The sequence below is a fragment of the Mangrovibacterium sp. genome (assembly GCF_041596335.1).
Taxonomy (GTDB): domain Bacteria; phylum Bacteroidota; class Bacteroidia; order Bacteroidales; family Prolixibacteraceae; genus Mangrovibacterium.
Map to the genome: position 1 here is coordinate 96,983 of NZ_JBFHIT010000001.1, position 14,951 is coordinate 111,933.

General features: G+C 43.5%; 10 protein-coding genes. 7 read left to right on the plus strand and 3 right to left on the minus strand.

Annotated features, from left to right (window positions below):
• The first annotated feature begins 240 nt into the window (after positions 1-240).
• Both ABZD21_RS00330 and ABZD21_RS00335 read left to right on the plus strand, forming a co-directional pair.
• Entirely contained in the window at positions 241-1,173 is a 933-nt protein-coding gene (locus tag ABZD21_RS00330; RefSeq protein ID WP_372771967.1) for a magnesium transporter CorA family protein, read from the plus strand.
• A 296-nt stretch (positions 1,174-1,469) separates the two neighbouring features.
• Positions 1,470-3,146 (plus strand): ArnT family glycosyltransferase, encoded by a 1,677-nt coding sequence (locus ABZD21_RS00335; RefSeq protein ID WP_372771969.1) that lies wholly within the window; start codon positions 1,470-1,472, stop codon positions 3,144-3,146.
• A 37-nt stretch (positions 3,147-3,183) separates the two neighbouring features.
• Here ABZD21_RS00335 and ABZD21_RS00340 read toward each other — a convergent pair whose 3' ends face one another.
• Positions 3,184-4,818, minus strand: a complete 1,635-nt coding sequence (locus ABZD21_RS00340; protein ID WP_372771971.1) for an ArnT family glycosyltransferase — start codon at positions 4,816-4,818, stop codon at positions 3,184-3,186.
• A 236-nt stretch (positions 4,819-5,054) separates the two neighbouring features.
• Between ABZD21_RS00340 and ABZD21_RS00345 the strand changes: the two genes are divergently transcribed.
• From ABZD21_RS00345 to ABZD21_RS00360, 4 genes are all read left to right on the plus strand, one after another.
• Complete coding sequence (locus ABZD21_RS00345) at positions 5,055-5,726, plus strand: hypothetical protein (RefSeq protein ID WP_372771973.1); 672 nt, start codon at positions 5,055-5,057, stop codon at positions 5,724-5,726.
• Between the two features lie 264 nt (positions 5,727-5,990).
• Positions 5,991-7,217 carry a M48 family metallopeptidase gene (locus tag ABZD21_RS00350; protein ID WP_372771974.1) on the plus strand — a complete coding sequence of 409 codons (1,227 nt, stop codon included), beginning with the start codon at positions 5,991-5,993 and terminating at the stop codon, positions 7,215-7,217.
• Positions 7,218-7,312: 95 nt separating this feature from the next.
• Positions 7,313-8,560: a competence/damage-inducible protein A gene (locus tag ABZD21_RS00355; RefSeq protein ID WP_372771975.1), complete on the plus strand. Its 1,248-nt coding sequence runs from the start codon at positions 7,313-7,315 to the stop codon at positions 8,558-8,560.
• A gap of 164 nt (positions 8,561-8,724) precedes the next feature.
• Positions 8,725-11,202 carry an AsmA-like C-terminal region-containing protein gene (locus ABZD21_RS00360; protein WP_372771977.1) on the plus strand — a complete coding sequence of 826 codons (2,478 nt, stop codon included), beginning with the start codon at positions 8,725-8,727 and terminating at the stop codon, positions 11,200-11,202.
• A 130-nt stretch (positions 11,203-11,332) separates the two neighbouring features.
• On the opposite strand, the gene ABZD21_RS00365 is transcribed toward ABZD21_RS00360, so the two are convergent.
• Positions 11,333-12,937: a fumarate hydratase gene (locus tag ABZD21_RS00365; protein WP_372771979.1), complete on the minus strand. Its 1,605-nt coding sequence runs from the start codon at positions 12,935-12,937 to the stop codon at positions 11,333-11,335.
• Between the two features lie 148 nt (positions 12,938-13,085).
• Complete coding sequence (locus ABZD21_RS00370; RefSeq protein WP_372771980.1) at positions 13,086-13,901, minus strand: aminotransferase class IV; 816 nt, start codon at positions 13,899-13,901, stop codon at positions 13,086-13,088.
• 87 nt (positions 13,902-13,988) lie between these two features.
• Here ABZD21_RS00370 and ABZD21_RS00375 point away from each other — a divergent pair, with 87 nt between their 5' ends.
• Complete coding sequence (locus ABZD21_RS00375; protein WP_372771982.1) at positions 13,989-14,930, plus strand: sensor histidine kinase; 942 nt, start codon at positions 13,989-13,991, stop codon at positions 14,928-14,930.
• Positions 14,931-14,951 lie beyond the last annotated feature (21 nt).

Below are 14,951 nucleotides of genomic sequence, written 5' to 3' on the forward strand. Positions count from 1 at the left end.
TTTGCTCAAAAGATGAAACAACAGATTAGCACGACTTTTAAAACCACCGAAAAGGTATTAACAAAAATTAATCCGTACAGGCTGCAGCCATCTGGAATTAATCTGTAGCTTTGCCGCGCTAATTGAAACACCAGAAAATGGACGAAGGGCCCTATCATAGACAAAATTTAATTTTCACCTCACTGTAGGCGGACAACCCTTTTAGGTCCTCCTTCAGGCAAAAAAAAAGGAGGACTGCTCATGCTAAAAATCTTCAAAAGCTTTGGTGGATATGTTGAAATTCCACAGGCAGAGAAAGGTTGTTGGATCAATGTCATTCAGCCATCGGCTATCGAAATCCAAAAATTACAGGAAGAATTCAACGTTCCGGAGGATATTATCCGTGATATTCTCGATATGGACGAACGTCCCCGGTATGAAATTGACGATGAATGGTCCCTGATCATTTTACGGATCCCGGTCGAAAGCTCTCAGAATGGGGTTCCGTTTAACACCTTGCCTTTGGGGATTATCCGCATAAACGGGGTCACCATTACGCTATGCTCAACCCCCAATGAAGTTTTGCCGCTTGGCCAGACCGCTCTTTATCGCGGACAAAACCAACTGATTCACGATGAGCTGAATTTCATCATCAAGCTTTTTCTTCGTTCAGGAAGTACCTACCTGAGGTACCTAAAGCAAATTAACCAGCAAACAACACAAATTGAAGATGAATTGGAACGCTCCATTCAAAACAAAGAGCTGAACAAGCTGTTGAAAATGGAAAAGTGTTTGGTTTACTTTATTACCTCACTGAAAGCCAACGAAATAGTACTGGCCAAAATGCGCAACAACTTGAAGCGAAATCTGACAGAGATTAATGAAGATCTGCTAGAAGACGCCATCATTGAGAATAAACAGGCACTGGAGATGTCGCAAATTTATTCCGATATTCAATCCGGAATGATGGACGCTTTCGCGTCGGTCATCTCCAACAACCTGAACGTAGTGATGAAGCAGCTGGCCTCGATTTCCATCATTCTGATGATCCCGACTTTGATTGCCAGCTTGTACGGGATGAATGTTCCGAACCATCTGGAGAACTATAGCTGGGCGTTTCCGGTGGTCATCGTAATCTCAATTATCATGTCGGGGCTTGGTGTGTTTATCTTCCGCAAAAGGGACTTATTCTGATGGCGGCCAATAAGAATGAGTCGCTATAAACGGCAAGTATCATGAGCGTGAGTATACCTTTGGCAACTGAGGTTCATTCCGGCTGGTAATCCGCTGGAATCCTGCTTTTATTATCGCGCTCATTCCACTTTTTTGAACTGGAATCTTTCCAAACATTTCAAAACTATCACCCCGATTAAAGCCTGGTTACACCCCGGTTAAAATACTATTATTCAACACAGTAACATTTTCACTCGCGCTCAACATCCATTATCTTTCGGCAGGTTTTGTTTTAAATTTTGATAGAAATTTCGTCTATGCTTAAAGATAAGATTCAGATCGGAACGGCGCTTTATGCTTTGCTGTTGGTTCTTGCAGCCTACTATTTCGGATTGTTTATCGACCTGACTGCCGACACCGGAAAATACGGTGCTATAGCGCGCCACATTCTCGACAGCGGCGATTGGATCAACCTGAAAATTCATGGGGAACCTTACGACCAGAAACCGCCCTTGATCTTTTGGCTGGCGACTCTTGGATTTGAACTTGGTGGACTACACAACTGGTCATACAAGCTGTTTTCGGTATTATACAGTTTTGGCGGATTCTGGTTTACCTACCGATTGGGGAAAACACTATATACAAAGCGCACCGGTGTGCTGGCGGCCCTCATGCTGTTTAGCTCTGAAGTCTATTTTCTGTTTGCCATGGATGTGCACACCGACTTGCTGCTGCAAGCCAACATAACATTGGCCATCTGGCAGTTGGCAGCATATTTGAAAACCCGGAAAACCCTGAATTTTGTTTTGGCTTTCACAGGCGTTGGATTAGCTATGATGAGCAAAGGAGCCATCGGTGCGGCAATTCCGGCTTTTGCCCTCGGCACCCATCTGCTGATAAAACGAGATTTCCGCCAACTCGTTCATCCAAAGTGGCTTCTGGGAATTCTAATTGCCCTGATCGTTGCCCTGCCAGCTTTTGCCGGGCTTTACAACCAATTTGGATTGGAAGGTCTGAAGTTCTTCTTTATCACGAATAATGTCGGACGAATAACCGGATCTTATGCAGGTAACAATTCCGACTATCTGTTCTACTTCCATACCATTTTATACCTTTTCCTGCCTTGGACTTTCCTGTTGTTTTTCGGCCTGTATCACGAGATTAAAAGCTACTTTCTAAAATCCGGCACCAATCGTGAATACTTTACCGTGGGCGGAATATGGATTTACTTTCTGATTGCCAGTATCGCCAAAGGCAAAGCGCCTCACTACATTTTCACGTTAATTCCGCTCTTTGCGGTAATTGTTGGCAAATGGCTCGATTTCTGGTTACAGGAAACGGATTTGAAAAACATCCACTGGTTGTTCCGCGCTCAATACCTTGTTTTAGCGCTCATCATCGTGTTTTTAGTTACACTCATGGGCTACGGATTTCCTTCGAATAATTTGCTATACTGGGTTTTGTTAGTGACGAGCCTAGCTGCATGCTTCATTCTAGTCACTAGTGAAGGTGAGCTTCTCACAAAGCTATTCCTCCCCTCCATCATCCTGATGGCAACCCTGAATATTTATCTCAATGCCCAGGTTTTCCCCGAAACATTTTCGTACCAGGCTTCAACCCACGCCAGTAGAATTTACAATGAAAAAGCCGCTCCCGGAGAACCACTAAGCAATTACTTGTATGGCCAGTACGAACTCTTTTTTTACGCCGATACGGATGTAAAACAACTTTATAGTTTGAAGGACTTCAAGCTAAACCCAGTGCAAAACAGCTGGATTTTTACCACACAGCAAGGTTTGGACAGCATCCACGGAAAATACCAGAATAACATTGAATTGGTTTATCCACTTAAACATCAGGGAATGAATAAAGTGACCATTAAATTCCTGAATCCGGAAACACGTGAACAAGCCTTAAAACCCATGTACTTATTGAAACTGAACCCGAAAATTGAGCAATCGGAAACGCAAAATTCACCCAACAAAAAACCCTGATCCGGTCGAATCAGGGTGTCTATATTTCGTTCTACGCTTATTCGGTCAACCGGAGCAAATAGAGCTTTTCCAGTTTGCTTTCGCGCGTTTTCGGATTGATTACTTTCATTGAAATTCGGGACAAACTTCGATGCTTCATTTCAGCTACTTGTTCATACGAAACCTGCATTTCGTCTAACAGCCCTTTCCCTTCTACTCCGGTATAAATCCAGTCGCCTGCCGGAAGATTGGCATTTTTAAAATCATCCTCCGTAATCAAATAACTCCCATAATTCTTTGCATAGAAGAAAATACCCCAGTAGCGCGCCTGTTCACTAAAAATGTGCAATTTAGCTTGGTCACCAGCCTTCTCATTGAAGGTTTTGCAAGCCTCAACCGGTGAATGAAATTTTGCCAAATTTGGTAATATATGGGCATTTAGGGTGAACATGAAGATTGAAATTGCCAGAAACAAGCTGGTTAGTTGTTTGTGCAAACTATTTTTCCAGCTCAGTGAATAACCCAGAAACACTGTCAACGCTACAACCACAAACCACACCCAAATTTTCGCGTTCGGGAAATAGTACAGCAAAAACGGTAAAACCGCCAGCACAAGCGCCAAAGCGATGAATAGGTGGATCCACGAAATTACTTTCTTCAGCTGTCGGTAATTCGTGCTTTCATAAATTTTCACAGCCCATCGGGCTCCCATCAGCAAAATAAGTGGCAAAACCGCCATTGCGTAATGCGGATTCTTTTGTTTGGCAACCGATGCGATAATTAAGTATACCATTACACCGCCCAGCGTATAAAACTCGTTGCTATTTATGGGGTTCTTCCGATTGACAATCTTTTCACGAATCTGCAAAAACAAGCCTGCAAAACCAAAAATCATCCACGGAGCAATTAGATACAGGATGGTATGAATGTAGAAAAAAGGATCGGAGTTGGTGCCTCTGTAGCTTCCGGTTACCCGCCCCATATTGTTTGTCCAGAAATAGAATTTGAGTCCTTCGATTCCGAAATGTTGAAAAAGGCTCCAAAGCGCCGGTAAAATTATCAGCCCAACCAGCGGAATGGCCAACAACCAGCGGTAGTTCAGAATGGCCTTGTAGTTCTTGGTTAGCAATAAATGCATGCCTACCGCTGCACCCGGAATGAGCATGCCAACCGGCCCTTTGGTAAGCATAGCAAACCCAACAGCAACCGCACCAAGATAAAAGTTGATTTCACGCTTCGACTTGAAATAGAGGGCATATTGCCAGATTGCCAGCATCACCGGCACCACAAGCAACGTATCGGTATGTATATCGGCATGAAAATGAATATACCCCAGACTGGAGATCCAAAAGAAAGCGGCTATTTTTCCGGTTTTGCGATCATAAAGCAGTTCGCCCAACTTAAACGTAGCGAACACTCCTAACAACGAAACCAGCAAAACTCCAGCTTTGTACACTGCTCCGGATACACCGAAGATGGAAAAGAACGAGGCGCCAATCCAAAACAACAGGGGTGGTTTTTGCTCGTAGGGTTCATGCCCAATGGTCATATTTACCCAATCGTGATTGTGTAATATTTCGCGGGCTACCTGTGCATACTTCGCCGCATTCACAACCATCGGGTTGAATATTCCCGACAGGTTGACCAACAAAAGAATTACAATGAGAGGGATCAGCCAATCCAGCTTCTTCATAGTGCAGTTTTTGAATTTTATTTGCAAAGGTAAAATTTACCCGATCATTTCCATCCCGTGGTTTATGCTGTATGCAACCAACTCCATCGTAAGCGGGAACTGTTTCTGATTGAATGTTGGCAGGTAGCAGCTTTCGATTTTTATACTATTTTTACGGCCTTAATTCTTTTGTAACTGTATTGCAAACGTATTGAAATCAAATATCAACATTTAAGAAACCCACAATAATTATAGCTATGAATCGCTTAGCAAGAATTACGAAACTCGAATATTTTTTCTTTTTCATCCTATTTGCCTTTTCCGGTTATGGTTTGTTCCTGGCAAAAACTGATTTGGCGGCCTATCGCATTTTTGTTCAAGAAGATGGACTAGTCGAAAATCTGACCTCCCTTTTCTTGTTTGGTGTATCGATGGTGAGTATTTATCGGCTAACCGAATATAAAAAAGCGGGGAAACCCGCCACATGGATGATAACTGCAGCGACCATGGCCTTTCTGTTTTTCTTTGCTGCAGGTGAAGAAATTAGTTGGGGACAGCGAATTTTCGACATTCAGTCGAGCGAGTTTTTTCTGGAGCATAATAAGCAAGCCGAAACCAATCTGCACAACCTGGTCGTTGGCGAAACCAGCATCAACAAGCTAATATTTTCGCAAATTCTGGTATCGGTTTTAGTCATCTACTTCTTGCTTAGTCGGGTATTGGTGGCCAAGGTTGGTTTTATTCGCAAACTCGAAATAACCTTTCATGTGCCCCTTCCCAAAATCCAGCATAGTGTTGTAATGATTTTGGTGTCGGCACTAATCGCTTTAATTCAGCTTCCGAAACAGCCCGAATTGCTTGAAATGTCGTTTGCCTTTATTTTTTTCATGATCTTCATGAATCCGGCAACGATCGAAAAACAGGATTGATGCGATAAAAAGAATTCCCTCTCCAATTCGGATGAAATAATTTTAAACAAGCCGATCGTTTGCGCATTGCTGACGATCGGCTTGTTTCGGTTTATCGATTCTTTGTTTTTCCGTTGAAAAGAAACAGGCTTCGGATATTACATAGTAACCCCTCTCCGGATCAGCAAAAACCCACTACAGGATGCAAAAAAAGAAATTCCGCTGAACTTAATCGGTTCGAAATCCTTTTTCTACCTTTGAAAGCTTACAAAAATTCAAGGTAGAATGACAACTATTTTCTGGCTCATCATCGCCATCCTGGTATTTGATTTTATATTGGAACGCATACTCGATTACCTGAACACCACTCGCTGGAGTGATCAAATTCCGGCCGAAGTAGAAGGAATTTACGACGAAGAAAAATACAGGAAGCAACAAGCATACTCAAAAACAAACCACCGGTTTGGAATGCTCACCAGCTCGTTTAGCTTCTTGCTGATTATGCTGATGTTGTTTTTGCAGGGATTTGCGGCAGTCAACAATTGGGCAATCGGACTATCGTCCAGCCCAATCTGGTCGGCACTTCTTTTCTTCGGTATTCTGATGCTTGGCTCCGATATCCTCAATACGCCATTCGACTTGTACAGCACCTTTGTAATTGAAGAACGCTTTGGCTTTAACAAAACCACAGCAAAAACATACTTATTGGATAAACTGAAGAGCTGGCTGCTGGGAGCCCTGATTGGTGGCGGATTAATGGCACTAATTATCTGGATTTACACAGTTACAGGCGAAAGTTTTTGGTTATGGGTTTGGCTGGTCATCAGTACTTTTTCAATTTTCATGGCCATGTTTTATTCCAGCTTAATTGTTCCGCTTTTTAATAAACAAACTCCGCTGGAAGATGGCGAATTAAAAACAGCCATCAACGCCTTTGCCTCGAAGGTAGGATTCAAACTCGACAACATTTTCGTCATCAATGGCTCGAAACGCTCCACAAAAGCCAATGCCTATTTCGCAGGTTTGGGAAGCAAAAAGCGCATTGTTTTGTACGACACGCTAATTAAGGATATGGAAATCCCTGAATTGGTGGCCGTGCTGGCGCACGAAATCGGACACTATAAAAAGAAACACATCACCTGGAGCTTGCTACTTGGCATTCTGCAAACCGGACTAATGCTTTTCATCTTTTCTCTGGTCATCGACAGTCCTGAATTGTCGCAAGCCCTGGGAGTCGACAAAGCCTATTTCCACATCGGCTTGATTACGTTTGGGATCTTGTATTCGCCGCTTTCATCAATCATCGGAATCGGCATGAATATTTTTTCCCGCAAAAACGAATACCAGGCCGATGCTTTTGCCGCCGAAAACTATGATGGTGAAGCGCTGGCAACGGCATTGAAAAAACTATCGGCAAACAACCTGAGCAACCTGCGCCCACACCCGGCCTACGTTTTTGTGCATTACTCGCACCCAACCCTGTTGCAACGGCTGTCGGCCATGCGGAAATAGTAAGAGCAGGAAGAATGAGAGGGAGTACTTATATTCAGCAAAAAGAATGTGCTAAAACGCGCAAAAAACTGAAACGCAAAAACTGAAACGCACACATGAAGGCAGAAATTATAACTATCGGCGACGAAATCCTGATCGGACAAATCGTAGACACAAACTCAGCCTGGATGGCTGAACAACTCAACTTAAATGGCATTGAAGTATTTCAAATAACTTCGGTACACGACGATCACGGACATATTATGAAAGCTCTGTTTGATGCCGAAAGCCGTACCGACTTGGTTCTGATTACCGGCGGACTTGGGCCAACCAAGGATGACATCACCAAAAAATGCCTGTGCGACTATTTTCAATGTGGGATGCACCGCGATCAAAAAACACTGGAGTCGGTTGTCGAGCGCCTCTCCAAGCGCAACATCACCATCAACCGGCTCAACCAAGATCAGGCATTGGTGCCCGATGCTTGTACGGTACTTCAAAACTCGAACGGAACTGCTCCCGGAATGTGGTTTGAAAAGAATGAAACGATTTTTGTGTCAATGCCCGGAGTTCCGTACGAAATGATGGGAATTATGGAGGAAGAAGTGCTTCCGCGCTTACGCAAATCCGGAAAATTAAGATCAATTTACCACCAAACAGTGTTGGTATACGGGATTGGCGAATCCATGCTGGCCGAGCAACTCGAAACATGGGAAAACGCGCTGCCCCAGTTCATCAAACTGGCCTACCTTCCAAATCAACTAATGGTACGTTTGCGACTGAGTGCCTATGGCGAGAGCATGGATCTGCTCAAACAAGCGGTTGATGAACAAATCAAAGAATTGGAATCGATAATTCCCGACCATATTTTTGGCTACAATGACGACACGATTTCAGCCATCACCGGAAAATTATTGCAAAGAACCGGATCAACGATCTCGGTAGCCGAAAGTTGTACTGGTGGAAACATCGCACACCGTTACACCGAAGTCCCGGGCTCTTCAGCCTACTTCAAAGGAGGTGTGGTGGCCTATTCCAATGAGGTAAAAATGGCTCTTCTTGGCGTGAAAGCCGAAACATTGAAGGCTCATGGAGCCGTGAGCCGCGAAGTGGCATTGGAAATGGTTCAGGGTGTGAGAAAAGCGTTGGACACAGACTATGCCATTGCAACAACCGGTATCGCCGGCCCTGACGGTGGTACGGCTGAAAAACCCGTTGGAACAGTTTGGATTGCTATCGCGGGTAAAAATGAAACGCAGGTTGAATGTTTCCGGTTTCTGAACAACCGCGAACGAAATATTGAACGCAGCACACAAACAGCACTAAATATGCTTCGCCAACTTTTGCTGGCCGAATTAAAATAAGTTAAACAATAAACGAAAAGCGGGCGTTGAACGTTTTGTTAGTGATATTCATTAGATTCGAATAGCGTGATCGACCAGAAAAAAGTTTGAATCGTCTTGAAAATGTAAAAAGCCCTCAAATATTAAATAAAACTCGTAACACGAAATAATAAACACAAATCGTCATGAAGAAAGTTCTGCTGATTATTGCCATCATCTTAGTTGTTCTAGTTGGATCGGCTATTTTTATTCCGGTGCTTTTTAAGGCCCCGTTGATGGAAAAAGCCAAGAAAGCCATTAACAACAATGTGAACGCCAAAGTTGAATTCACCGATTTCAACCTAAGCGTTTTTAAAGCTTTCCCAAAGGTACAGGCCGAAATCGTTGGTCTCACCATAACCGGGAAAGACCAATTTCAAAACGACACCTTACTTTCGGTTCAGTCGGTTGCCACCAATCTTTCGCTAAGCGACCTGTTCAACAGCGATGATCTGAAAATATCGTTCATCAAACTGACCGACGCCAATATTTACCTGCTTTCAACCCTCGATGGGTTAACCAATTGGGATATTGCTTTGCCGGAGGAAGAAATAACAAAAGTAGACACCACCCAGTCGGATCTGGCAATGTCGTTGCAATCGATAGAGGTTCGAAACCTGAACCTGACCTATAAAGACGAAGCTTCAACAACGGTTGTCCAATTAAAAAATGGCAATATGGATGCGTCGGGTGATGTTGAAGGAACAGTAACCCGCTTTTTGCTGGATGCAGAAGTTGGCGAATTTGTGCTTGAATATGATTCGGTGAAATACGTTTCAAACACCATTCTAAAAGCCAAAAGCGAATTGACTGCCGACTACGACAAGATGGCTTTTGTGTTTGGCGAATCGCGTATATACCTGAACGATCTGCCATTGGAGGTGAGCGGTCGGTTTGAAATGCCCTCAGACAGTATGTATTTCGATCTGCAACTAACCCAACCGCAAAGCGATTTCAAAACCCTGCTGGCAATGGTTCCGCAAAGCTACCAGAGCTACCTGGAGGGACTGAAAACATCTGGCGAAGCGGGATTCGGCGGGCAAATAAAAGGCTGGTTCTACGAGGACAACTACCCCGAAATAAATACCCGGCTGTACATTAAAAACGCTGATTTGCAATACGAAGGAATGCCTGAGAAAGTCAGCAATATCTCGCTCGAGGCAGCGATAACAAAGCCACAAGGTGATTTGGATCAACTGAAGGTGGAAGTATCGCAAGCTCATGCACAGATTCGTCAGAATCCGCTCGATTTGAAATTGTTACTCTCGAACCTGATGACTGACCCCGTATTTGATGCTTCGGTGATCGGTAAAATTAATTTCGACAATCTTACCGATGCGATTCCGATGGAAAAAATGGAATTGACCGGGACAATTGACGGAAGCTTAAATTTGAAAGGAACGATGTCGGCAGTAGAAGCCCAGGATTTCAGCCGCATTAGTTCGAACGGAAACTTTGTTTTCAGCAAAATTCGGGTGCAAACACCGCAAATTACAAAACCATTCGAGTTGAATTCCGGCACCGTTAAAATTAACAATCAGGAAATCAATGTTAGTTCTTTCGCAGCAAAAACGGGCGAAAGCGACTTCACCCTAAATGGAACACTTTCCAATTACCTACCCTACTTTTTCAACAACAAAACATTGAAAGGGAACTTCAACTTAAAATCGCAATACCTGAATTTAGACGAGTTGGCAAGCCTGATGGCTGAAGATACAACAGCAACGACGACTGCCGCCAACGATAGTCTCATCGCGTTTCAGGTTCCGGCAAATCTGGATTTGACTTTCCGATCGCAAATTACCAGGGCCAGCTTCGATAACATGGACATTCAAAACATTGACGGGGTGATTTTGGTGAAGGACGAGATACTGAAATTACAAAAGCTAAACATGAACATGCTGAATGGCGAACTGACCCTTGACGGCAACTATATCGGCAATGCGAACAACCAACCGGATTTCGACTTTAACGTGGAAATAAAGTCGTTTCAAATTCCGGCGGCTTTCCAGTCGTTCAGTACCATGCAGCGCTACGTACCAATTGCTTCGCGTAGTAATGGGAATATCTCTTCTCAATTAAAATTTAAAGGGAAAATGGATCAAACCCTCTCCATCATTCCAACTTCGTTAACCGGAAATGGTCTGCTAAGCACAGAAAACCTACAAATTGTAAACTCACCAACGTTCGACCAGATTAAGAACTTTATAAAGAGTGAAAAACTCAAGAATGTAAATATTGAAGACTTTACTTCGCACTTTACGCTCGACAATGGGAACGTACTGGTAAAACCGTTTTACACAAAAATTGCCGATCAGGAAGTTACAGTTGGTGGTCAGGTGTTGGTTGACCGCACTCTAAATTTGAACATGGATTTCAAAGTGAATAAGGACGATTTAAATTCGGATATTGTGAAAGGGTTGAACTTTTTACCTGGCAGTGGTAACATCTCGAAACTAGACATTTCGGTTCTGGTATCGGGCGACATCACCTCGCCGAAAGTATCGGTCGACCTAAGCAAAGCAAAAGATCAGATTGCCGAGGAGGTTAAAAAGTCGACCAAAGAAGAACTCGACAAGTCGGTTAAAAAGATTGGCAACGAACTCAAAAAGCTGTTTAAATAATTCGGACAGTGTGCTCTTACAAGAAAGTACACGCCGGTAATACAACGCACAAAAAAAAATGAAGGCCGTCCCAAAATAAATTTGAGACGGCCTTTTTTGCAATTGTATTTTTTAGCTCGGCAGCGTTTTATTAAAGCTGAGCAAAGAAGTCATTTCCTTTGTCATCAACAATGATGAACGCCGGGAAGTTTTCCACCCGAATCTTACGAACGGCTTCCATTCCCAGTTCTTCAAAATCGAGTACTTCAACCGACTTGATGCTCTCTTTAGCCAGAATTGCAGCAGGTCCGCCAATTGATCCCAGGTAGAAACCACCATGTTTTTTACACGCATCGGTAACTGATTTGTAGCGGTTTCCTTTAGCCACCATAATCATCGATCCGCCAAGGCTTTGGAACGCGTCTACATACGAGTCCATCCGTCCGGCAGTTGTAGGGCCGAAACTTCCGGATGCCATTCCTTTTGGTGTTTTTGCCGGTCCGGCGTAGTACACCGGGTGTTTCTTGAAATATTCCGGCATTGGTTGACCGGCATCAATCATTTTTTTGATTTGAGCATGTGCGATGTCACGAGCAACAATCAACGTTCCGCTCAGGCTCAAACGGGTTTTAATCGGATACTTGCTCAGCTCGGCAAGCACTTCTTCCATCGGACGATCCAAGTCAATCTTCACGGCTGGTGTCATTTCGGGTGCACGCTCAGACAAGAACCGTCGTGGATTTTTTTCCAGTTGTTCCAGAAAAACACCATCTTCCGTGATTTTTGCTTTAATGTTACGGTCGGCGCTACAGCTCACACCTAAACCAACCGGACACGAAGCCGCATGGCGAGGTAAACGGATCACACGAACATCGTGCACGAAGTATTTACCCCCAAATTGAGCGCCAATACCACTTTCACGACAAATTTTCAGCACTTTTTCTTCCCACTCCAAATCGCGGAAAGCCTGGCCACCATCGTTTCCTTCAGTAGGAAGATGATCGAAATAACCAGTGGAAGCCTTTTTCACAGTAGCCAAAGTTGCTTCAGCTGAAGTACCACCAATAACCAATGCTAAATGGTAGGGAGGACAAGCTGATGTTCCCAGGTCTTTAATTTTTTCTTTAACAAAATTCGTCAACGCCTCTTCGGTTAATAAGGCTTTTGTTTGTTGGTAAAGGAAGGTCTTGTTACCCGAGCCACCACCTTTGGTTATGAACATGAACTCGTACTTATTTCCTTCTTCTGCGTAAAGATCAATTTGTGCCGGTAAGTTGCTGCCGGTATTTTTTTCTTCGAGCATGCTTAGCGGCACCACCTGTGAGTAACGCAAATTACGATCTTTGTAGGTATCGAAAACACCTTTCGACAGATGCAACGCATCGTTGGCTCCGGTGTAAACATCTTCACCTTTTTTACCGATTACAATTGCTGTACCTGTATCCTGACAAGTAGGCAATTCGCCTTCGGCAGCAATAACCTGGTTGGCCAGCATGGTGTGTGCAACGAACTTGTCATTATCGGTCGCTTCCGGATCGTCCAAAATTAACCGGAGTTTTTCCAAATGCGCAGAACGCAAATAGAATGAAACATCGGCAATTGCTTCTTTAGCGAGCAATTCGAGCGCCTCGGGAGCAACTTTCAGAATTTTACGTCCATCAAATTCTACCGTAGAAACATAGTCTTTAGTAAGCAACCGGTACTCGGTTGTATCTTTTTTAATTGGGAAAGGTTTTTGATAAATAAACTCAGCCATAACAGTTTGAATTCAGTTGATTTTTATTTGTGTATTTGCTTGGTTCGCTATTTTTGAACCAATGCCTACAAATATAGCCATTGCCAATCAAACGAACTTCGTGTATGAGGTATTTTTCCCAATTCACACAATTTTTTCACACAGCAAATCAGGGCTTTTTCCGCTTTTCAATGTAGTCTGAAATCAAAACATCGAATTCTTTCATCAACAGTCTCAAACGGCGATCTTCAACTTGAAGTGGTTGTCCGGCAATACTCGCTATTGGCAAAATTTTCGGCGAAGTTCCGCTAATAAAGGCGGCATCAATGGTCGGCAGGTCTTCTGTCGCGATCGCCTCCTCCAAACATTGAAATCCAAGCGCAGAAATACATTCCTTTATTTTTTTACGGGTAACGCCTGCCAGCACTTTGCAGGCCGGAGCAGTATAAAACAGGCCATTGCGGACGAAAAACACATTCGAACGACTGCCCTCTGTAATTTCGCCCGACTCGTCGATCAGCAATACTTCGTACCAATTATTATCGGCTATCGCCTGATTTGCGCGTGTACGAACCAACGACTGCACAACTTTTACCCGGGGATTTTGGCGAACAGCCTCCAACAAACCAACCCGCACTCCGTTCACATAATCCGACTCTGACGGGTACTGATGCGGAATAATGAACATCCGTAATCGCTGCTCACCAGAGCTACGGGTCAATAATTCAACTTTCACGTTACCGCCGGTCAACTCATTCCGCTCAATCAAACAACTCAATTGTCCCAGAAAGTCTGCTTCAGAGATCAATGAATTTACATTCATCAAAGCACAAGAGTTCAAATATCTTGAGAAATGATCGTCAGTAAAAAGTGGCACCCGATCAATAATCCGCAACACTTCGTAAATCACGATATCTCCTTGTTTTGCCTCTTCTTCCGGTACGAGCTGATCGATTTCCTTTCCGTTCTCAATATAAATTCTCATATTCGCAACCCTTTGATTAATTGTTGATCATACATTATATCTCACATAATATTCATAAATTGCGCCGTTTGATCGTACGAAATTACAATGAAAAGTGCTCTAAAAATAACACTGATCTACTTCCTAATCAGCTTTTTCTGGATTTTATTTTCAGATCAGTTTATCCGGAGCGTCACCGATCAGGCAGAAATCATCACCCAATTACAGACCTATAAAGGCTGGTTCTTCGTAATAAGCACTTCTTTATTCCTTTATTTTCTGGTCAGGAATGAGATTAAAAAGAAACTGCAACTACTAAACGAATTAAAAAAAGCAAAAGAAAAAGCGGAAGAATCGGATCGGTTTAAATCGACCTTCCTTTCGAATATGTCGCACGAAATCAGAACTCCGTTAAACGGCATTGTCGGCTTCAGCCAAATGCTTTTCGAAGGCGACGACGATGAAGCGAACCGGCAGATGTATATTGAACAGGTAAACAAGAACAGCGACATACTGCTGAAAATAATAGACAACGTACTCGAACTTTCCAGGATTCAGGAGAACATGATCTTGCCGGATTTCAATCAACTAAATATTGCAGACCTATTGATTGAAATTGAGCGAAACTTCCTGTCGAAAAAAGCCCTGTTGGAGGAAAAAGGACTGGAATTTTTCGTTGCCCATAATCCAGAATTCGAAGGCTTGTTCATCCGAACAGACCACCTCCGGCTGAACCAGATCTTGTACAACCTGCTGGACAATGCGGTAAAGTATACCACCGCCGGCCAAATTACCTTGGGAATTGAACTTGAACCGCAACATCTCCGAATTTTTGTGGCTGATACCGGTATTGGGATCCCGGAGGATCAGCTTCCCTTAATTTTCGAACGGTTTAAACGAGCCCATGAAAACGATGCTGGTATTAGCGGTTTTGGATTGGGATTATCGATTAGTAAGGGATTGGCTCAAGCACTTAACGCGACCATCGAAGTTGACTCTCAACCGGGAAAAGGAAGTAAATTCTCGGTGCGGCTTCCGCTTGAAGCATAAAAAAAGGAGCACATGGCTCCT

Excerpts from the sequence above, each read along its gene's own strand:
- ABZD21_RS00330 (WP_372771967.1), top strand. The coding sequence starts at position 241 with ATGCTAAAAATCTTCAAAAGCTTTGGTGGATATGTTGAAATTCCACAG.
- ABZD21_RS00335 (WP_372771969.1), top strand. The coding sequence starts at position 1,470 with ATGCTTAAAGATAAGATTCAGATCGGAACGGCGCTTTATGCTTTGCTG.
- ABZD21_RS00340 (WP_372771971.1), bottom strand. The coding sequence starts at position 4,818 with ATGAAGAAGCTGGATTGGCTGATCCCTCTCATTGTAATTCTTTTGTTG.
- ABZD21_RS00345 (WP_372771973.1), top strand. The coding sequence starts at position 5,055 with ATGAATCGCTTAGCAAGAATTACGAAACTCGAATATTTTTTCTTTTTC.
- ABZD21_RS00350 (WP_372771974.1), top strand. The coding sequence starts at position 5,991 with ATGACAACTATTTTCTGGCTCATCATCGCCATCCTGGTATTTGATTTT.
- ABZD21_RS00355 (WP_372771975.1), top strand. The coding sequence starts at position 7,313 with ATGAAGGCAGAAATTATAACTATCGGCGACGAAATCCTGATCGGACAA.
- ABZD21_RS00360 (WP_372771977.1), top strand. The coding sequence starts at position 8,725 with ATGAAGAAAGTTCTGCTGATTATTGCCATCATCTTAGTTGTTCTAGTT.
- ABZD21_RS00365 (WP_372771979.1), bottom strand. The coding sequence starts at position 12,937 with ATGGCTGAGTTTATTTATCAAAAACCTTTCCCAATTAAAAAAGATACA.
- ABZD21_RS00370 (WP_372771980.1), bottom strand. The coding sequence starts at position 13,901 with ATGAGAATTTATATTGAGAACGGAAAGGAAATCGATCAGCTCGTACCG.
- ABZD21_RS00375 (WP_372771982.1), top strand. The coding sequence starts at position 13,989 with ATGAAAAGTGCTCTAAAAATAACACTGATCTACTTCCTAATCAGCTTT.